The sequence below is a fragment of the Coprococcus sp. AM11-30B genome, assembly GCF_027674365.1.
Classification (GTDB): Bacteria; Bacillota; Clostridia; order Lachnospirales; family Lachnospiraceae; genus Allocoprococcus; species Allocoprococcus comes.
Window position 1 is genome coordinate 26,023 of the sequence record NZ_JAQDVB010000017.1, and the last position, 20,958, is coordinate 46,980.

The window sequence follows — 20,958 nt, forward strand, 5'->3', positions numbered from 1 at the left end:
TCTCGGCATCCTCCTATTCTAAATCCATGTCGTCATCAAAATCATCGTTCATATCGCCATCAAAATCGTCGAAGCTGTCATCTTCCTCCGGCTCATCATTTACATCAACCAGTTCTCCTTCTGAGAATTCCTGCTTGCTGTATCCGTGTTTACCGTAATCTTCATCGTTATTGTAGCGTCTGTCTCCCTCAATAATGTGATTCAGGTTTGTATCACCGTAATCTACACTTTCCATGATCTGAACTTCTTCATTGTTCTCATCCAGGACACGTACATCCAGACCGAGTGACTGAAGTTCTTTAAGAAGTACCTTGAAGGATTCCGGAATTCCCGGTTCAGGAATATTTTCACCTTTGATGATTGCTTCGTATGTCTTCACACGGCCAACCACATCATCGGATTTAACTGTCAGGATTTCCTGCAGAGTATAAGATGCACCGTAAGCTTCCAGTGCCCAAACCTCCATCTCTCCGAAACGCTGTCCACCGAACTGTGCTTTACCACCAAGTGGCTGCTGTGTTACCAGTGAGTAAGGACCGGTTGAACGTGCATGGATCTTATCATCAACCAGGTGATGCAGTTTCAGATAATGCATGTGTCCGATTGTTACCGGGCTGTCGAAATATTCTCCGGTACGACCGTCTCTCAGTCTTACTTTACCGTCTCTTGAAAGCGGAACGCCTTTCCACAGTGCTCTGTGGTCTCTGTTCTCATACAGATAATCCATAACTTCCGGAAGAAGTTCTTCTTTATGTCTTGCTTCAAATTCTTCCCAGGACAGGTTAACATAATCGTTCGCCAGATCCAGGGTATCCATAATATCAACCTCGTTTGCACCATCGAATACTGGTGTTGCAATGTTGAATCCAAGTGCTTTGGCAGCCAGAGAAAGGTGGATCTCCAGTACCTGTCCGATATTCATACGTGACGGTACACCCAGTGGGTTCAGCACGATGTCAAGCGGACGTCCGTTCGGAAGGAACGGCATATCTTCTACAGGAAGTACACGGGAAACAACACCCTTGTTACCATGACGTCCGGCCATCTTATCACCTACAGAGATCTTTCTCTTCTGTGCGATGTAGATACGGACTGCCTGATTAACTCCCGGTGAAAGTTCATCCCCATTTTCTCTTGTAAATACTTTTGCATCTACAACGATACCGTATTCACCATGAGGTACTTTCAGAGAAGTATCTCTTACTTCACGAGCTTTTTCTCCAAAAATTGCACGAAGAAGTCTTTCCTCTGCTGTCAGTTCTGTCTCTCCCTTCGGAGTAACTTTGCCGACAAGAATATCTCCTGCACGAACCTCAGCACCGATACGGATAATACCTCTCTCATCCAGATCTTTCAGTGCATCATCTCCTACGCCAGGAATATCGCGTGTGATTTCTTCTGGTCCGAGCTTTGTATCACGGGCTTCTGCTTCATATTCTTCGATATGAACAGATGTATAAACATCATTCTGTACAAGACGTTCACTAAGAAGTACAGCATCCTCGTAGTTGTAACCTTCCCAGGTCATAAATCCGATCAACGGGTTCTTACCAAGAGCCATCTCACCATTGGAGGTAGAAGGTCCGTCTGCGATTACCTGTCCCTTTTCAACTCTTTCACCTTTAACAACGATCGGTCTCTGGTTATAGCAGTTGCTCTGGTTGCTTCGCAGGAATTTGGTCAGCTTATAAGTCTTTTTTGTCTTGTCATCCTGTTTAATTGTGATTTCAGTAGATGTTGATCTTTCAACAATACCACCTTCTTCTGCAACGACACATACACCTGAGTCGACAGCAGATTTTACTTCCATACCTGTTCCGACTACCGGAGCTTCTGTAGTAAGAAGCGGTACGGCCTGACGCTGCATGTTGGACCCCATCAGCGCACGGTTCGCATCATCGTTCTGCAGGAACGGAATCAGTGCTGTAGCAACAGAGAACACCATCTTCGGAGATACGTCCATGTAATCAAACATTCTTTTCTCGTATTCCTGAGTCTCATCACGGTAACGACCAGATACATTCTTATGAATGAAATGTCCTTCCTCATCCAGAGGCTCATTCGCCTGTGCTACATGATAATTATCTTCTTCATCCGCAGTCATATACACTACCTCTTCGGTTACAACCGGATTCTGCGGATCTGTTTTGTCAATCTTACGGTACGGTGCTTCTATAAATCCGTACTCATTGATTCTTGCATAACATGCGAGAGAGTTGATCAGACCGATGTTCGGCCCTTCAGGTGTCTCGATCGGACACATTCTTCCGTAATGTGAGTAGTGAACGTCACGAACCTCGAATCCGGCACGGTCACGGGAAAGTCCACCTGGACCAAGTGCGGAAAGACGTCTCTTGTGAGTCAGCTCACCAAGCGGGTTATTCTGATCCATGAACTGTGACAGCTGTGATGATCCGAAGAACTCTTTAACAGCAGCAGTTACAGGCTTGATATTGATCAGTGACTGCGGAGAAATGCCCTCCAGATCCTGTGTTGTCATTCTTTCACGGACAACTCTTTCCAGTCTTGAAAGACCGATTCTGTACTGATTCTGGAGAAGTTCTCCAACCGCACGGATACGTCTGTTACCCAAGTGGTCAATATCATCATCTTTACCGATTCCATATTCAAGATGCATATTGTAATTGATAGACGCCATAATGTCTTCTTTTGTAATATGCTTCGGAATCAGTTCATGAATATTCTTATGAATTGCTTCTTTCAGCTCATCGATATCTCCGGCTGTCTCTTCCAGGAGTTCAGCAAGTACCGGATAGTATACCAGTTCAGTTACGCCAACTTCTTCCGGATCGATTCCACATACAGCTTTGAGATCTACCATCATATTAGAAAGTACTTTGATATTACGGTCACTTTCTTCTCTTGCGATCCACACATATGGAACAGCTGCATTCTGGATGGCATCTGCAAGTTCTCTGTCAACGACAGCTCCTGCTTCTGCAATTACTTCACCTGTCATCGGGCTTACTACGTCTTCAGCCAGCGTATGTCCTGTGATACGGTTCTTGAGCATAAGCTTCTTATTAAATTTATAACGTCCAACCTTTGCAAGGTCATAACGTCTCGGGTCAAAGAACATGCTGGTGATCAGACTTTCTGCACTGTCTACAGCAAGCGGTTCACCCGGACGGATCTTCTTATATAATTCGAGAAGACCTTCCTGATAGTTCTCTGAAGTATCCTTTGTGAAACTTGCGAGAATCTTTGGCTCTTCACCAAAAAGATCGATAATCTCAGCATTCGTTCCAATACCAAGTGCACGGATCAGGACTGTGATCGGCACCTTACGGGTTCTGTCCACACGGACATAGAAAACGTCATTGGAGTCCGTCTCATATTCAAGCCATGCACCCCTGTTCGGGATAACGGTGCAAGAGTATAATTCTTTACCAAGTTTATCATGCGCAATTCCATAATAAATACCAGGTGAACGCACCAGCTGGCTGACAATAACACGTTCCGCACCATTGATTACAAAGGTACCGGTTCTTGTCATAATCGGTAAATCACCCATAAAGATCTCATGTTCATTGATCTCATCTGTCTCTTTGTTGTGAAGTCTTACCTTCACTTTAAGCGGTGCAGCATAAGTAGCATCGCGTTCTTTACATTCCTCGATTGTGTACTTGGTTTCATCTGTGCACAATGTAAAGTCGACAAATTCCAGGCTCAGATGTCCGCTGTAATCGGTAATCGGAGAAATATCATCAAATACTTCTTTTAATCCTTCATCCAGGAACCATTTGTAAGAGTCGGTCTGAACTTCGATCAAATTAGGCATTTGGAGTACTTCTTTTTGCCGGGAATAGCTCATGCGCATACTTTTTCCGTTTGTGATGGGACGAATTCTGTTTTTCTCCATTTGACGTTTCACTCCTTATATGATAAATTTTCGGGTTATTTCCGCCTTATTCAGGGCGCACTTATGGCATACGTTTCCACAATAGCGCATTTTTTACTTTACCACAGGTTTTTCCCGATTGTCAAGTCTAACTTTTCAAAGAATTGTATTTTTATTGTATTTTGTAATGTAAGTGGCAAAATTTACTTTCGGTCCCTTTGATACCAGATTGCTACGTGCTTTGCACTCTCGCAATCCTCATCATCATTGTATGCATACCGCAGAAAAGTATAAAAAATCAAAAGAGCGTATCACTGCAGGAAATCCTGCGCGATACGCTCTTGTCATTCACAGTGTGATAACCAAAATTACTTAAGGTTAACTTCTGCTCCTTCAGCTTCAAGTTTTGTTTTGATTTCTTCAGCTTCAGCTTTAGAAACGCCTTCTTTAACTACCTTCGGTGCTCCGTCAACTAATTCTTTAGCTTCTTTAAGTCCAAGTCCTGTGATTTCACGAACAACTTTGATAACTTTAACTTTAGATGCTCCAGCAGAAACAAGTTCTACGTCGAACTCATCTTTTTCTTCTGCTGCTGCTCCACCTTCTGCAGCTGCTGCTACTACAACACCTGCTGCTGCGGATACACCAAATTCTTCTTCACATGCTTTAACTAAGTCATTTAATTCAAGTACAGATAATTCTTTGATAGCTTCAATAAATTCTGCTGTTGTTAATTTTGCCATTTTATTTTCCTCCATTTGATTTTAATGATTGGCTCTTTCGCCTCTTACTGTTCCCACACTCGGATGGGATTCCGGTACAGCTTACTCTGCTGCCGGTGCTTCTGCTTCAGCTTCTGCCGGAGCATCACCCTGTTCTGCGATCTGATTAAGAACACGAGCAAGGTTTGTAATAGGTGACTGTAAGCTTCCAAGTAATTTGGACAGCAGTACTTCTCTTGACGGAATCTTAGAAAGTTCCTGAATACCAGCTGCGTCATATACTGAGCCTTCAACTACACCTGCTTTTACTTCAAGAGCTTCTGCTTTCTTAGCGAAATTGCAGATGATTCTTGCCGGTGCTGTTGCATCTTCTTTAGAAATTGCAATAGCGTTCGGTCCTTCCAGATATTCGTCAAGCTGTGCGAAATCTGTTCCTTCAAAAGCTCTCTTCATCATTGTGTTCTTGCAAACTTTGTAGATAACACCTGCTTCTCTCAGCTGTTTACGAAGTTCAGTATCCTGAGCTACTGTAAGTCCACAGTAGTTAACGATAACTGCTGACTGAGCATCTGTGAGATCTTCAACGATTGCCTGTACGATAGGTTGTTTTAATTCAACTTTTGCCACGAATGGTGCACCTCCTTGTAGTATTTTCAACTGCCAGAAAGTCTCGGTCCCAGCGGGGACTTTCATATCACGCAATCATGCGCTAAAAAACCTCCGCGCCAAAGCACAGAGGTTTACAAATTCAAATCTAATGAATCTTGTCTTCCTCGGTAGGCGTTTTGACCCTTATGCCTTACGGCACCTACTGTCTTCGGCAGTTACTTCGTAAATATAGCATACGTTTACCAGAAAGTCAAGTGTATTTTTTCATTTTTTCAATTTCATCCAGTTTCTTCTATTATAAGTCCAAACCATCCAGAACTTCCTTCAATTCTTTTGCAGATGAAAGCAATTTTTCTTTTTCTTCATCGCTCAGTGGAATCTCAAGAACTTTTTCTGCACCATTCTGCGAAACTATGGTCGGAACACTGATACAGAGTCCTTCCAGTCCGTATTCTCCCTCCATCAGACTCGTGACAGGAAGAACCGCATTTTCATTCATAACAATGCTTTCTGCAATTCTCGCAACCGCCATTGCCACACCATAATAGGTTGCACCCTTTTTTTGGATAATATCATAAGCACTGTCCCGCACGGTCTTATAAATTCTTTCCATAGATTCCTGATGCTGATAATGTCCGCGAAGTTCACAGAAATCATTGATTGGAATTCCCGCTACATTTGCCCCGCTCCATACAGCAAGCTCACTGTCTCCATGCTCTCCGATGATATTGGCATGTACGCTCCGGCTCGCAACCTGAAGATGTTCACTTAACAGATAGCGGAATCTTGCAGTATCCAGAACGGTTCCGCTTCCGAATACTCTTTCCTTCGGATATCCGGAAATCTTAAGTGCCGCATAAGTCAGAATATCCACTGGATTTGCTACAACAAGCAGGATTCCTTCAAATCCGCGTTTTGTGATTTCCGGAATAATCGATTTGAAAATTGCTACATTTTTGTGTACCAGATCCAGTCTTGTCTCTCCCGGTTTTTGATTTGCCCCAGCTGTAATGATGATTAGTGAACAATCACTGATATCATCATAAGATCCCGCATATATTTTCATCGGGTGCGCATATGGTCTACCGTGGCTTATGTCCATTGCCTCCCCTTCTGCTTTTTCTTTATTCGCATCGATCAGTACCAGTTCGGAAAAGATCCCTTTCTGAAGTAAGCTGAACGCAGAGGACGCTCCTACAAACCCACATCCGATAATTGCTGCCTTTTGAATATTAACCATGACAAAGTGCCTCCTTTTAATTGCTTGATACTTTTTTCACAGGCATAGGTTATCATTATTTTCCCCGATTTTCAATGTTTTCATGCATTGTTCGCCAAAAAATGCACAATGTATACAGAATACTGTTTGTTAGATTTCATGCTGCACAAAAAGACACCGTACCGGATCACTCCGCATACGGTGTCTCTATTATTTACATTTATTCAATACTGATTAAGCAAGCTTCATTGGGTTGATTTTTACACCAGGTCCCATTGTAGAAGTAAGTGTCACACTCTTAAGATACTGACCCTTTACTGCTGCCGGTTTAGCTTTGTTAATCGCATCGATAAGCGTCTGGAAGTTGTCAGCAAGCTGTTCTTCAGTGAAAGAAGCTTTTCCTACTGGTACATGGATGATATTTGTCTTGTCCAATCTGTACTCAATCTTACCAGCTTTGATTTCGTTGATAGCTTTTGTAACGTCCATTGTTACTGTACCAGCCTTCGGGTTTGGCATTAAACCTTTTGGTCCAAGTACACGTCCGAGACGTCCAACAACACCCATCATATCCGGTGTAGCTACAACTACATCGAATTCGAACCAGTTTTCATTCTGGATCTTCGGAATGAGTTCATCTCCGCCTACGTAATCTGCTCCGGCTGCTTTAGCTTCTTCAGCTTTAGCATCTTTAGCAAATACAAGGATACGAACCTTTTTACCAGTTCCGTGCGGAAGAACTACAGCGCCACGGATCTGCTGATCTGCATGACGTCCGTCACATCCTGTTCTGATATGAGCTTCGATTGTTTCGTCAAATTTAGCTGTCGCGCTCTTCTTAACAAGTGCGATTGCTTCATCTCTATCATAGAGAGTTGCTCTGTCGATTAACTTTGCAGCTTCTACGTATTTCTTTCCTCTTTTCATTCTAAATACCTCCTAGTGGTGATTACGGGAATTCCCTCCCACGTATTTTTTCAGTTTCCTTACATTCTGCTTATGCAGTCTGAATTAGTCCTCTACTACAGTTACACCCATGCTGCGGCATGTTCCTTCGATCATGCTCATAGCTGATTCTACGGATGCAGCGTTCAGGTCTGGCATCTTGAGTTCTGCGATTTCCTTTACCTGAGCTTTTGTAATCTTAGCAACTTTTGTCTTGTTCGGAACACCTGAACCAGATTTAAGGTTGCAGGCTTTCTTAATAAGAACTGCTGCCGGAGGAGTCTTTGTAACGAAGCTGAAACTTCTGTCACTGTAAACTGTAATTACTACAGGAATGATCAGATCTCCCTGATCAGCTGTCTTTGCGTTGAACTGTTTTGTAAATTCAACGATATTTACACCGTGCTGTCCAAGAGCAGGACCAACCGGTGGAGCCGGAGTAGCCTTTCCAGCTGGAATCTGTAATTTGATATAACCTGAAACTTTTTTTGCCATTTTAAAGTACCTCCTTGTGGTATTTGCGGGGATTTCCCTCCCACGTGTTCATTATGCACTGCGCATAAAGTTACATTTTTTTGACTTCTGCGAAACTGATTTCTACCGGCGTTTCGCGGCCGAATAAATCAACATTGATCGTCAGGCTCTGCTTAGCCATATTGATAGTCTGAATCATGCCGACTGTTCCTTCCCAGGCTCCGCCTGTTACTGTCACAGTATCTCCTTCTTCAAAATCTACCACGATGTCTTCTTTCTGGATACCAAGTGGTGCCATCTCTTCATCTGTAAGCGGAACCGGTTTGGATCCAGGACCTACAAATCCTGTAACACCTCTTGTGTTTCGTACCACATACCAGGTATCATCGTTCATGATCATGTGGATCAGAACATATCCCGGAAACATCTTTTTCTGAGACGCTTTCTGTACGCCGTTCTTCAATTCGACAACTTCCTGCATCGGAACACGGACCTCAAGGATCTCATCTTCCAGATGACGGTTCTCGATCGTTTTGTCAATGTTGGCTTTTACCTTGTTTTCATACCCTGAATAGGTATGCACAACATACCATTTTGCTTCTGCCATAAACTCACCTTTCCTGCATTACCATTTATCAGTATCTTATCTAACTAATAAATCTACCCCGAATTTTACCAGGATATCACAGATCGTGATAATCGCTCCTAAGATAACGGAAACAACTACGACCGCAGCTGTCTGTTTGGTAAGTGTGGTTTTGTCTGGCCAGATAATCTTATTAAACTCAGCTTTCAGACCTTTGAAGAAAGGAGTTTTCTTCTCTTTTGTCTTCGCTTTGTCTTTAGATTCGCCCATAACATTCACTTCCCTTCAACGACTATTTCGTCTCTTTGTGTAATGTGTGTGATTTGCAGAATCTACAGTATTTCTTTGTTTCCATGCGTTCCGGATGAGACTTCTTATCCTTTGTCATGTTGTAGTTACGATGCTTGCATTCTGTACATTCCAGTGTAATTCTTGTACGCACAACTTCCACCTCGCTTTTTATGTTCTAATTTTTAGTTGCATGACAGCTTGCGAGGCTGTCGTGAAAGCTTCACGCCTGAAACTTTCTTTGTTAAAAATAGGCATAAAAAAAAGACCTATACTTCCATTCGCTAGGTTAGTGTACCATACTGAAAGTATAAAGTCAAGAAATTAAATAATTTTTTACGAAAGCCTTCGGACTGTCCAGGTGCATCCGGAATCTGCTCTCATCCAGGCATATTCCCGGCACACAGGCTAAAATTTCAGCCGCAGAATGAAATCCGCGGCTGAAACTTTTTATTTATCTGTCACTTTTTCCAATGTGATATTCTACCTTCATACCACGCATGATAGTTCTTGATGCAATATCTACAAAGTTAAATCCAAATGCAATTGCAACGCAGGTTGCAAAAAGTGTGATCGTCTGTTCCAGAAGCATATGCATATTCCCGCTTACGCATGCGTACATTACATAGTACAGATTCGGTCCAGGAATCAAAGGGAATACAGACGCTGTCAGGAAAATTGTTGATGGAGCTTTATTTATCCGCGACATGATAAATGCATAGAATGCAACGAATGTCGCCGCAATTGTAGTTGCAAGGAAGTTACTTGGACGTGCCTCATAAACAAGTACATAAATCAGCCATGTAAAAAATGCTCCGATTCCGCAGTAAACCACCTGCATGCCCCGGATCTTAAACCACAGTGCAAATCCCACGCAAGCTGCGGTACAGGAAATCAACTGTACGATCAGATTCGGGGTAAGGATAAATCCTTCCGCCTCTACACCGCCAAAAAGAATCATCGGTATCGCCGTACCAAATGCGATTCCGGAAGCACCAAGCATGGAATTCATGATATTGATCGATCCGGAGATAAAGTCTTTCTGAAGCAGATCACGGATTCCGTTCGTCGTACTCAGTCCACTGATCAGGAGCATGACAATTCCGATCATGATCCGCTCCTCATGATCCGCAAATCCAAATTTAACAGATAACAGAATGATCATCTCTGCAATAAACGATAAGATCAGGTTATATGCCAGTAGGTTCTTCTCACGTTCGGCCAGCCAGTTCCCTGCTGCAACGATCACAATTGATACGATCACCGCAATGATCGCATCCCTTATATCACATCCAAAGAATACCGCGAATCCGGTACCACCTAAAATACCGGCCGCATAATGGGTGTACCACTTCTGTTCCGGTCTTCCCATCACCTCTTCAAACTGTCTTCTCATTTCTTTTGCATCCGGCTTTTCTTTACAGACTTTACGGCACAGATTATTCAGATAATCCAGCTTGTCAAAGTCACATTCCCCTATTTCTACCAGTCGGATCTGTGTAATAATCTGCCCTTCCGGTGTCTCTGCCGTAATCTGGATATTGCTTGGTATAACAAAAATATCATACTTTACAAATCCATAACTTCTGCAAATACGGTACAGACTGTCCTGCAGACGAAAGTTCTCCGCTCCACATCTAATCATAGCCTCCCCAATGTCCAGGATCCCCTGTACAATTCTCTCGTAATCGTATTTCACACTCATTTTCCTTTTCCCAAAACCTCTCTCTTTTGTTCTTCTTTCAAAGCCAGTTGTTCCGCCCTCCCGAACACTTCAGCCATACGAAGTAATGATATCATGATGTATCAAAAAGTCAACTAAATTCGGAGAATTTCTTCTAATATGTTATTTTTCTCCAGCCTTTTTCAGTCCTTCTTCTTCCCGGAATGCTCCTGGTGTCATCCCATACATTTTCTTAAATATTCTTACAAAATAACTTGTATTATCTATTCCCACATCTGCGGCAACCCGAATAACCGTATCATTCGTCTTACACAATAATTCTTTTGCCCTCTCCAGCCTGTAATCGATCAAATATTTCACCGGAGTCGTCCCTATTCCACGCTTAAAGCATCGAAGGGCTTCACTTTTACTAATATTCGCTTCCGCCGCCAGCCTTTCCAAAGAAATTCGTTCTTTATAATGGTTTTCTATAAACTGCATCATCTCTCTGAGCCGCGACTGTAAAAGGAGATTCTTATTCCGGGACTCTCTCTGTACAATATCCGGAACTTCTTCAAACAATTCATCCCATAATCTGCTGATCTTGTTCTGTATAATCAGTTCTTTTCTAAGCATTTCCTTTCCGGCATCTTTGTATATCTCATCCAGCAGACTTAATATACCACTATTTTTTTCTTTTTCCAAAATCACATATTCTTTACCATATGTAATTACAGGACTAACATATTTTTGATAAATTGCACTTTCCCGCGCAGCAAGCAGCTCTGGAGCGTGCAGGATATTTGGCATAAGCGCACCACCCGGTGTTTCAAATCGGTGGATCACTCTGCTGTTTATAAAAATCCCCTCCCCCGCTTCAAGGATAATCTTTTCATTTCCAATCCTGCAGATTACTTTTCCAGATTCAACCCATGCCCATTCAATCTCATTATGCCAGTGCCATTCGACATAACCCTGACCAATTTCATCGATATCATCCAGATAATATTCAAAAGGAAACTCCGGCGTTCCGTGTTCACGTATTTCCCTCAGTGTTTCATCTGTTATTATCTCTGTTATTTGCATTTTCATTATACCTTTTGTGTTTTGAAGATATTGTACTATGTTTCTGCGATATTCGTCAAGACATCCACCCTCCAATATGATATAGTGTTATTTTGAAAGGAGCTTTTAAGAAATGAAAAAAAACACAAATTGTATGCAGACCATCTACGCTTGTTTTATTGGTTACATCGTTCAGGCTATCGTAAATAATTTTGTTCCTCTTCTTTTTGTCACTTTCCAAAATAATTACCATATTTCACTAGAACGAATTACCTTTTTGATCACACTCAACTTTATCATTCAGCTGTTTGTCGATCTTCTATCCGCATTCTTCATCGACAGGATCGGATACCGCATTTCGATTTTAATTGCGCATATCCTTTCTGCGGCAGGACTGATATTACTCACCGTTCTTCCGGAAGTTTTTTCCTCCCCTTATACCGGACTTGTAATCGCAGTTATCATTTATGCGATCGGCGGTGGACTTCTCGAAGTACTGGTAAGCCCGATCATTGAAGCCTGTCCTACTGATAACAAAGAAAAAGCAATGAGTCTCCTGCATTCCTTTTACTGTTGGGGGCATGTGGGCGTTGTTCTGTTATCAACCGCATTTTTCTGGTTTTTCGGAATATCGCACTGGAAAATCCTCGCACTTATGTGGGCTGTCATCCCAATATTTAACACTTTCCTCTTCAGAAGTGCACCAATCTACTCCCTTCACGAAGAAGGTGAACAGGGACTTTCTCTCAGAGAATTGTGCACATCTAAAATCTTCTGGATGTTAATGCTTATGATGACCTGTGCCGGTGCCAGCGAACAGGCAGTCAGCCAATGGGCATCCACTTTTGCCGAGACAAGCCTGCACATTTCCAAAACACTCGGCGATCTTGCCGGTCCTCTTACCTTTGCAGCCTGTATGGGGGCTTCCCGACTGCTTTACGGAAAATACGGAGACAGGATCCGGCTGGATCTGTTCATGAGAGGAAGCTGCATTCTTTGCATCCTTTCCTATTTATGTATTTCCATCCTTCCATTTCCTGCACTGAACCTCTTTGGATGTGCGCTTTGCGGATTCTCCGTTGGAATTATGTGGCCGGGACTTTTCAGCACCGCATCCGTCTCTATTCCACGTGGCGGCACAACAATGTTTGCCCTCCTTGCACTTGCCGGAGATCTGGGATGTTCCGGTGGCCCGACGCTTGCAGGTCTGGTATCTTCCTACGCCGGCGGCAGTCTGAAAACCGGGATTTTCGCAGCCATTACTTTTCCGGCCGTCCTGCTCCTTGGTCTAATAAAATCAAAAAAATCTGAATAAAAAATAACGGGTTCCTCTTTTCATTGAGTTACCCGTTATTTTTCTTTTTAGTTTATTGTTTTTTCAAATCGGTCCTCTTCCGGAGCCGTATCCTGTCCAAACCATTTCTTACTCAGTTTCGTAAGTGTTCCGTCTTCTTTCAATTCTTTTTACACATTCTTTACAGGCAGAATAAAAAGATGAGCACCTTTTACAGCACTCATCTTCTCCACTACTTCAACAATTTTTCTTCCCATTCTTTTTCTTTAAACCCGGTCAGTACAAATCCGTCCCCAACTACAAACGGTCTTTTCACCAACATACCATCTGTCGCCAGCAGCTTTATCTGCTCATCTTCCGTCATCGTCGGAAGCTTGTCTTTCAGCTGCATCTGCTTATAAAGCATCCCACTTGTATTAAAAAACTTTTTCAGCGGGACCCCACTCATCGCATGCCATTCCTTCAGCTCTTCATAGGTTGGATTTTCCTCCACGATTGCCCGTTCCTCAAATGCAATCTCATGCGCCTCCAGCCATTTCAGCGCCTTCTGACAGGTGCTGCATTTTCTGTATACCAATACTTTCATCTATCTGATCCACTCCTTTTTTATTCTCCAAAGTCCTGCTTGTACATCCCTTACAAACTCTGTATTTCCATGTACCAATTCTTCATGATACCGTGTCAGACGTTGCCAGCTTTTCAGGATCTGCTGCTTCTGTAACGGATAAAAATTACTCAACACCGCATCCATCTCTTTGATCCCATACATCTCCAGCTGCTCCTGGAACTGCTTCTCATCTTTTTCATCTTCCCCAATATATTTGAGACAGAGAATCTTATTCCAGTCATACATATCAAAAAGCAGAACTTCATCCAATGGTACTTCCAGTGTCAGGAAGTTGCCGCCCATCGACTGATCCACATTATAGGCTTCACGGAATGCCCAGTACGGATACTCCGCACCATCCGGCTTCTTCACATATTTCTCCATCTCACGCACAAACCAGGAATAGGCTGTTGTGAAAATCTTTGCACTCTCCTGATATTTTTTCCGCACATACGCCTCTTTGGAATAGCACACGCCATTCCGCTCAATTGCTTCGATTACCGGGTCTGCCTGTGATGCATATAAGGTTATTGTATTACATTTTTCACCCATTCTCTTCGCACCTCCCAGATGTTTCCATAACATCCATCACTTCCGATCTGGATGTCATCATCAAAAAGCCTCTTCCAGCTCTCCCGGATCTCCCGTTTGATCTCCGGATAGAACTGCGACATATACGCCTGCGTGTCGCTGACTCCATAGGCTTCCAGAAGCTCTTTGTGCCGCTTTTCATCCGCCTTGTCTGCCGGAATATAGGAATAGTTGAGGATCATTCCCCATTTTGTGAAATTCACTCTGGTAATCAGGGATTCTTCGATCTCCAGTTCCAAGATCACTCTTCCTTTTTCCGGAAGCATCGTTGCATCCTGCCTGAAGGATACCCATACCGGAAATTCCACATCCGCCGGTTTATTCCCGTAGTCCGGTCCGTTCTTGACCAGCCATTCATAAGTATCCAGAACCAGCTCCGAATGTTCTTTGAGATCCTTTATGATATACTCTCGCTTTACCGTATATCGTCCGGTCTCCTGAAGAACTTTCCAGACATTTTCATGCTGCTTTGACCACACTGTAATCTTTGCCATTCCATCACCTCACTAATGGTAAAATATAAGTACTCCAAAGATAACTAACCGGCATCACCATACTTACATTTACTATAACACCGATTGGCATCTTTTGTCCTCTTTTCCCTTTATTCTCTCATTACTTCGTATCAAATCTGGTCACTGCCATGTGGATCAGATATGGAATAAGGATTACCGGAATCGCCAGATACGCCAGCACACTATACGCCTTCTGGATCAGTGTCAGAAGCCCGAACTGTGCGATTCCAAAATCTACAACACAGCAGATAAATGCTGCCACAATTTCCTTTGTACCGATTTTTCTTTTCTCATCCGTTCCTGTCTCTTTTTTCATCTTATCAAGACCACTACAGATTCTCTTGACCATTGCAGCCACCATATTAACCGCCGTAGATACCGCTCCAAGAATGATCAAAACAGAAATCAGCGGCATCATAAATCCTTTTCCAACACCGCCCTGCACCATAAAAAGTGTCGGGACGCTCGCCTCGCTCATCTCCGGCTTGGTACAAACAGTCATAATCCCAAGCACAACCATGATCATCATAAGTGCATTGATGATCCATCCGATTCCCATACTTTGCACCGCGTCATCCGGCTTTTCAAAGCTCTTGGCATGCTGCACAAAAACAGCCACATTTGCCAGCTGGAATGTTCCGTAAATAAATGCTGAATAGAGTGCTTTCCCAAAGGATCCGCCATTTGCAGTCATCCGTGAAGCTGTATCTGCAATCTGCCCTGCACCTGCGATGATATTCGGAATATACACGATCAGAAGACCTGCGATAATGCAGACAGACAGGACAGAAGCCACCTTACGCACCAGGTCTGTTCCAAATACTGCCACAACGAAGATAAATATGCCGATAATCAACGTACACAGCAGATACGGAAGTCCGGTCAGGGTACTTAAGGTCGCTCCGCCTGTCGCAAATGCAACTGCGGGAGCCACGCACATCACACAAATATACAGTACTTCAAACAAATTAGAAAATACCGGCGCAAACTTCCCGTAAAACACATTGTTATAAGACCGGTAATCATATACCTCATGCTTTCTCGCAAACCGGAGGCAGTACGCGAAAAATACAGCATTATATCCCATTGCCAGAACCGGCATCAGAAGACACCAGATTCCATAACGCACATAATAACTGTAGATCTGCGCACCCGAGGCAAATCCACCTCCGAAATGTGTTGTAAACCAGACAAACGCTACCCCAAGAATCATAGAGGAAGCTGCGGATTTCTTATTCTTCATGGCTCTGATCCTTTCTGACTCTTTCTTTCAGTTTCCGCATTGCATCTTCCAGCATTTCCCGGGTTACCTTATATGGGTAATGTGCTACATCCGACATTTTCGGAATATGTCCCATACTTTCTTTCCATTCATCCTCTGTAATCTCAATTTCTTTCAAGGACACCGGAAGACCTATCTCGCGATTCAGCTGATATATTTTCTCAAATTCTTCTTCCTGTCCATCTACAAGAAGTGCCAGAAGCACACCAAATCCAACTACTTCCCCGTGCAGATGCCGCTGCTCAATCACCGGATACTTCGTCAGAGCATAAAAAATTGCATGTGCAAGTCCACTGTTATAATCCGGTGTGAAATCTTTTGTAAGGAAAATGGATGCAATTCCGGTTGTCACAACAATTGCCAGAACCACCTGCTCTACATCGTATGTACACAGTCCCTTTTTATGGTCTGCAAATGCCTTCGGTCCATATTCCAGAAGCGGATTCCTGCACATCAGACTGACTGCTACACCAAGTGAAGTGAAATGTTCCAGTCTTTCATCCCTTGATGAGATTGTTGCTTCATAGTATTTTGCATAGGTATCACCAATTCCTGCCCACATATACTGACTCGGTGCTTTTGCTATGATTTCTGTATCGATAAATGCATGCATGACCGGACGCACGAAGAAATTCGGTTTCAGAAATGTGCCATCCTCGTTATACATGATTGACACCGATGTACATGCTGAACAGTTGGATGCGATTGTCGGGAAGCTGAACACCGGCTTATCATCTGTGATACACAGACATTTTACCGTATCCAGTGCTTTGCCCCCTCCTACTCCAAATACCATATCTGCTTTCTGATAAACCGACATCCGGCGAAGCTTTTCTACCGTCTGATAGGTACAGTCTTTCCCATAAAGTTCTTTTCCAATAATCTCCAGATTCGTCTGGTCGACCGCCGCTTTGATCTTATCAAAAGCCGCATCAAGTGCCCTTTTTCCGCCGATCACAAGTACCGTTTTCCCATAAGATTCACAGACCGGTCCGATTTTATCGTAAATTGCATCTCCGATGGAATAATTCGGGAGATGCACCTCGTAATTTTCTAATTTCATAGTCTTTCTCTTTTCCTGGTTTTATGTCTTTTTCCTAAAAAACAATCATTCAGCCGGAAATCCTGACAGAATATCCTGGTAGCTTCTCTTGCATATTTTCGTATCCAAAAAGCCGGTCCGAATCCTAAAATTCGCACCGACTCTGGTCTCTTTCATTAATTCTGATTAGATATCTAAAAGATCACTGTATACTTTCAGTGCTCCATCTGTCTCATGGGCAAGTACACGTTTGGCAAGTACTTTCCCAAGCTGAACACCTTCCTGGTCGAAGCTGTTCACATTCCATACAAATCCCTGGAACATAACCTTATTCTCAAAATGTGCAAGAAGTGCACCGAGTGTCTCTGGTGTCAGTTCTTTACCGATGATAATACTTGACGGACGTCCACCTTCAAAATTCTTGTTGCGGTTCTCGTCTGATTTACCGCATGCAAATGCTACGATCTGTGCAGCTACGTTTGCGCAGAGCTTCTGCTGGCTTGTGCTGTCCTGGATCACAACATCGGTTCCGATCTGGCTGTTCTTGAAGTCGATGAACTGGAGCGGTATGATGTTGGTTCCCTGGTGGAGAAGCTGATAGAAGGAATGCTGTCCGTTTGTTCCTGGTTCTCCGAAGATCACCGGACCTGTCGGGTAATCTACCGGCTCGCCAAAGCGGTTAACTGATTTACCATTGGATTCCATATCCAGCTGCTGCAGATGTGCCGGGAAACGGCTCAGTGCCTGTGAATATGGGAGAACAGCTGTTGCCGGATATCCGAGTACATTACGCTCGTATACACCGATCATCGCATCCAGCATTGCCGGATTCTTCAATAAATCTTCATTCTTGGAAACTTCATCTACCTTTGCTGCTCCTGCAAGGAACTGTGCAAATACTTCCGGTCCGAATGCCAGCGAAAGTACGGCACCACCGACTGCTGAAGTAGATGAGTAACGTCCTCCGATATAATCATCCATGAAGAATGCTGCAAGATAATCATCGCTCTTTGCAAGTGGTGATGTCTCGCTTGTAACAGCGATCATATGCTTGGAAGCATCCAGACCTGCATTCTTCAGGGCATCTTTTACAAATGACTCATTGGTAAGAGTCTCAAGAGTTGTTCCTGACTTTGATACCAGAACAAAAATAGAATGTGCTACATCAATTGAATTCAGTACTGCTGCTGCATCATCCGGGTCAACATTGCTGATGAATTTGGCTTCCATCTTGAATGTGCCGTTCTTCTTAGCCCAGTTCTCAAGTGAAAGATACATTGCGCGAGGACCAAGGTCACTTCCACCGATACCGATCTGTACGACTGTTGTGAATTTCTCACCTGCTGCATTTGTAATCTCGCCGGCATGTACTTTATTGGCAAAATCTGCGATCCTCTGCTGCTGCTTAACATAGAATTCTCGCTTGTCTACTCCGTCAGCTTCTACTTTATCTCCAAGCTGTCCACGGGTGAGCTGATGAAGAACCAGTCTCTTTTCTCCTGTGTTGATCACTTCTCCATTGTAGAGTGCTGCGTACTTTTCTGTCAGCTGCGCTTCTTTTGCAAGCTTTGCAAGTGCTGCAAGTACTTTATCATCTACTGCTTTTGCAGCGTAATTGTAAGTAAGATCCTCTGTCATCGGAACGCTGTAATCCTTAACACGTTCTGCTCCGTTCTCACCGGACATCACTTCTGCAAGATTGACACGTTCTACTTCCGAAAGTTCTTTAAATGATGTAAGTGTATCCAAATTGTTCCAATTAATCATAGTGGATTCCTCCTTATTCCTTTTATGATAGCAAGATTGTATCAGCCCTTTTGATACGCACGGATCTTTTTCTCCGTTCCTTGTATCATATAATAATCCAAGAGAATTATACTATGATGTGGTTATGATTTCAAGCCTGACGGTCGGAAACCTTTGCTCGTCTTTACAATAATCTTGTCAAATACCATGAATAAGGACGGAAGGATCAGCACAACAACCACCATACTGATCAGTGCACCTCTCGCCATCAGGATACACAGCGAACTGATCATATCGATATTGGAATAAAGTCCGACACCGATCGTTGCAGCAAAGAAGCTGAGCGCACTGACGATGATCGACTGCGCAGAGAACTTATGCGCTGTTGTGATCGCGTCAAATTTGCCTGCGCCGCGGCTTCTCTCTCTCTGATATCTGGTGGTCATCAGGATCGCATAATCCACAGTCGCGCCAAGCTGGATCGTACCGATTACGATTGATGCCACAAACGGCAGCTTTGTTCCAGTGTAAAACGGAATACCCATATTCACAAAGATCGCAAATTCGATCACACCGACCAGGATCACCGGAATAGTAACTGATTTGAACAGAAGCAGAATAATCACAAATACGATTCCAATAGACACTGCGCTTACGCGCTTAAAGTCCGTGTCTGTAATGTTAATCAGGTCTTTTGTAAGAGGTCCTTCTCCTACCAGCATTGCACCCTTATCATATTTATCCATGATCTTATCAATCTGCTCAATCTGTTTGTTTACTTTATCCGTTGCTACTTTGTAAGTAGAATTTACCATCAGCAGCTGGTACTTGTCATTTTTCAGCATACCGGTGACAGATTCCGGGAGCATATCTGCCGGAACACCGGAGCCGACCAGGTTATCCAGTCCAAGTACCCATTTAACACCATCTACTTTTTCAATCTCCTGTGACATCTTCTTGACATCAGAACCTGCAACCGAGCTGTCCACCAGGATCATATGTGTGGTGTTCATATTGTAATCTTCTTTTAATTTCGTGTTCGCAATGACACTCGGAAGATCCTTTGGCAGCGATTCGTCCAGATTGTAGTAAACACCTGTGTGATTGTTTCCGTAAATCGCCGGAAACAGAAGGATCACAAATGCTACTACATAAATCACGTAACGCTTTGTCACCTTATCCGAAATCCTTCCAATATCCGGAAGCAGCGGTTTGTGTTTTGTCTTCTCGATCAGCTTGTCACAGCACAGGATCATGGACGGAAGAACGGTTACACAGACCAGAACTCCAAAGATAACACCTTTTGCCATAACGATACCAATATCTTTTCCAAGCGTAAAGCTCATAAAGCAGAGTGCGATAAATCCGGCAACTGTCGTAACTGAACTTCCGATTACGGATGAAAAGGTCTGGGAAATCGCGTGTGCCATCGCCCGCTCTTTATCTCCGTTATAGCGCACCTGCTGCTCCTGATAACTGTGCATCAGGAAAATAGAATAGTCCATAGTGACACCGAGCTGAAGTACCGCTGCCAGTGCCTTCGTGATATAAGAAATCTCTCCAAAAAATACATTCGTTCCAAGATTATATACGATTGCGATTCCGATACTCAAAAGGAACAGTACCGGAACAAAAATCGATTCCATCGTAATTGCCAGAACCAGTGCCGAAAGTGCGACTGCGATCAGTACATAAAGTGGTGTTTCCTTTTCGGCAAGCTCTTTGGTGTCCTCTACAATCGCAGACATTCCACTTAAGAAGCACTGCTTTCCGGTGACCTTACGGATCTCGGTAATTGCTTTCATGGTCTCATCGGATGAAGTTCCGTCTTTGAAAAATACCGCCATCATTGTTCCGTCTTCTGTGTTGTACTCATCATACAGCTTTGACGGAAGCATGCTCTGTGGAACCGAAATATCAGCCAGTGAATCATACCAGAGTACATTCTCTACTCCGTCTACCTTCTCTACCTTTTCTTTCAGCTTCACAATCTCTTTATCTTCCATGCCGTCTACCATCAGCATCGAAAATGCCCCGATCCCAAAATCATTCGTCATGATCTCTTGTCCCTGCATTGTCTCAATGTCTTCCGGAAGATAAGTCAGCACATCATAGTTGATCCTGGTGTTCACATACCCCCACACAGCCGGAATCAAAAGGATAATACTGAGTATCAGTATCGGTACTCTGAATTTAACAATCTTTTTGCCAACCTTTACCATACTTTATTCCTCTTTTCTTTTTTATTTTTTCTCCTTCAATGACTATTGGTCATTTATTTTACAAAACCAATATACAACAAAACTGACCATAAGTCAATTTGTTTATTGACTTATGGTCAGTTTTTTTAATAATATTGTTTAGACTGATAACCTTATGCGTAATCCTGCTCCATAATATAACAACGGGCAGACTCTGTTCCCCGAATCTGCCCGTTCATTTACGCTA

General features: G+C 43.3%; 19 protein-coding genes and 1 other annotated feature. Of the genes, 1 reads left to right on the forward strand and 18 read right to left on the reverse strand.

The features are described from left to right. Window positions 1-13: 13 nt before the first annotated feature. From rpoB to PGU50_RS12125, 11 genes are all read right to left on the reverse strand, one after another. Entirely contained in the window at window positions 14-3,883 is a 3,870-nt protein-coding gene (gene rpoB, locus PGU50_RS12075) for a DNA-directed RNA polymerase subunit beta (RefSeq protein WP_117824610.1), read from the reverse strand. A 347-nt stretch (window positions 3,884-4,230) separates the two neighbouring features. Continuing rightward, a complete protein-coding gene (gene rplL / locus PGU50_RS12080; protein ID WP_022220337.1) occupies window positions 4,231-4,605 on the reverse strand; it encodes a 50S ribosomal protein L7/L12 in 375 nt (124 codons plus the stop codon). Window positions 4,606-4,686: 81 nt separating this feature from the next. After that, on the reverse strand, window positions 4,687-5,211 hold the full coding sequence (gene rplJ / locus PGU50_RS12085) for a 50S ribosomal protein L10 (RefSeq protein ID WP_022220338.1): 525 nt from the start codon (window positions 5,209-5,211) through the stop codon (window positions 4,687-4,689). Between the two features lie 75 nt (window positions 5,212-5,286). Then, window positions 5,287-5,423: a sequence feature (ribosomal protein L10 leader region), on the reverse strand. A gap of 65 nt (window positions 5,424-5,488) precedes the next feature. Beyond that, the gene (locus tag PGU50_RS12090; RefSeq protein ID WP_270247087.1) at window positions 5,489-6,433 is read right to left on the reverse strand and encodes an L-lactate dehydrogenase; all 945 of its coding nucleotides are present in this window, start codon (window positions 6,431-6,433) and stop codon (window positions 5,489-5,491) included. Window positions 6,434-6,646: 213 nt separating this feature from the next. Further along, a complete protein-coding gene (gene rplA / locus PGU50_RS12095) occupies window positions 6,647-7,339 on the reverse strand; it encodes a 50S ribosomal protein L1 (protein ID WP_008373486.1) in 693 nt (230 codons plus the stop codon). An 84-nt stretch (window positions 7,340-7,423) separates the two neighbouring features. Further along, window positions 7,424-7,852: a 50S ribosomal protein L11 gene (gene rplK / locus PGU50_RS12100; RefSeq protein ID WP_055247516.1), complete on the reverse strand. Its 429-nt coding sequence runs from the start codon at window positions 7,850-7,852 to the stop codon at window positions 7,424-7,426. Window positions 7,853-7,922: 70 nt separating this feature from the next. Next, window positions 7,923-8,438 carry a transcription termination/antitermination protein NusG gene (gene nusG / locus PGU50_RS12105; protein WP_008373482.1) on the reverse strand — a complete coding sequence of 172 codons (516 nt, stop codon included), beginning with the start codon at window positions 8,436-8,438 and terminating at the stop codon, window positions 7,923-7,925. A gap of 36 nt (window positions 8,439-8,474) precedes the next feature. Continuing rightward, entirely contained in the window at window positions 8,475-8,687 is a 213-nt protein-coding gene (gene secE / locus PGU50_RS12110) for a preprotein translocase subunit SecE (protein WP_008373480.1), read from the reverse strand. A gap of 22 nt (window positions 8,688-8,709) precedes the next feature. Beyond that, window positions 8,710-8,859, reverse strand: coding sequence for a 50S ribosomal protein L33 (rpmG, locus tag PGU50_RS12115; RefSeq protein WP_081445272.1), 150 nt, complete (start codon window positions 8,857-8,859; stop codon window positions 8,710-8,712). 300 nt (window positions 8,860-9,159) lie between these two features. Beyond that, window positions 9,160-10,410, reverse strand: a complete 1,251-nt coding sequence (locus PGU50_RS12120) for a threonine/serine ThrE exporter family protein (protein WP_270247088.1) — start codon at window positions 10,408-10,410, stop codon at window positions 9,160-9,162. Between the two features lie 141 nt (window positions 10,411-10,551). Then, a complete protein-coding gene (locus tag PGU50_RS12125; protein WP_022220340.1) occupies window positions 10,552-11,454 on the reverse strand; it encodes an AraC family transcriptional regulator in 903 nt (300 codons plus the stop codon). Window positions 11,455-11,566: 112 nt separating this feature from the next. On the opposite strand from PGU50_RS12125, the gene PGU50_RS12130 reads away from it, so the two are divergent. Continuing rightward, window positions 11,567-12,748 (forward strand): MFS transporter, encoded by a 1,182-nt coding sequence (locus PGU50_RS12130; RefSeq protein ID WP_270247090.1) that lies wholly within the window; start codon window positions 11,567-11,569, stop codon window positions 12,746-12,748. Window positions 12,749-12,959: 211 nt separating this feature from the next. On the opposite strand, the gene PGU50_RS12135 is transcribed toward PGU50_RS12130, so the two are convergent. From PGU50_RS12135 to PGU50_RS12165, 7 genes are all read right to left on the reverse strand, one after another. Continuing rightward, window positions 12,960-13,313: an arsenate reductase family protein gene (locus PGU50_RS12135; RefSeq protein ID WP_055247510.1), complete on the reverse strand. Its 354-nt coding sequence runs from the start codon at window positions 13,311-13,313 to the stop codon at window positions 12,960-12,962. Then, window positions 13,314-13,886, reverse strand: a complete 573-nt coding sequence (locus tag PGU50_RS12140) for a DUF3841 domain-containing protein (protein WP_117834603.1) — start codon at window positions 13,884-13,886, stop codon at window positions 13,314-13,316. Further along, window positions 13,862-14,419: a DUF3841 domain-containing protein gene (locus PGU50_RS12145; RefSeq protein WP_008373458.1), complete on the reverse strand. Its 558-nt coding sequence runs from the start codon at window positions 14,417-14,419 to the stop codon at window positions 13,862-13,864. Before PGU50_RS12145 ends, PGU50_RS12140 begins: the two co-directional genes overlap by 25 nt. A 121-nt stretch (window positions 14,420-14,540) precedes the next feature. Beyond that, window positions 14,541-15,683, reverse strand: a complete 1,143-nt coding sequence (locus tag PGU50_RS12150; protein ID WP_270247091.1) for a YkvI family membrane protein — start codon at window positions 15,681-15,683, stop codon at window positions 14,541-14,543. Next, entirely contained in the window at window positions 15,673-16,785 is a 1,113-nt protein-coding gene (locus PGU50_RS12155; protein WP_270247093.1) for an iron-containing alcohol dehydrogenase family protein, read from the reverse strand. The genes PGU50_RS12150 and PGU50_RS12155 overlap by 11 nt, the downstream gene beginning before the upstream one ends. 165 nt (window positions 16,786-16,950) lie before the next feature. Next, a complete protein-coding gene (locus PGU50_RS12160) occupies window positions 16,951-18,531 on the reverse strand; it encodes a glucose-6-phosphate isomerase (protein WP_270247094.1) in 1,581 nt (526 codons plus the stop codon). Between the two features lie 122 nt (window positions 18,532-18,653). After that, window positions 18,654-20,732, reverse strand: coding sequence for an efflux RND transporter permease subunit (locus PGU50_RS12165; protein WP_270247095.1), 2,079 nt, complete (start codon window positions 20,730-20,732; stop codon window positions 18,654-18,656). Window positions 20,733-20,958: the final 226 nt, after the last annotated feature.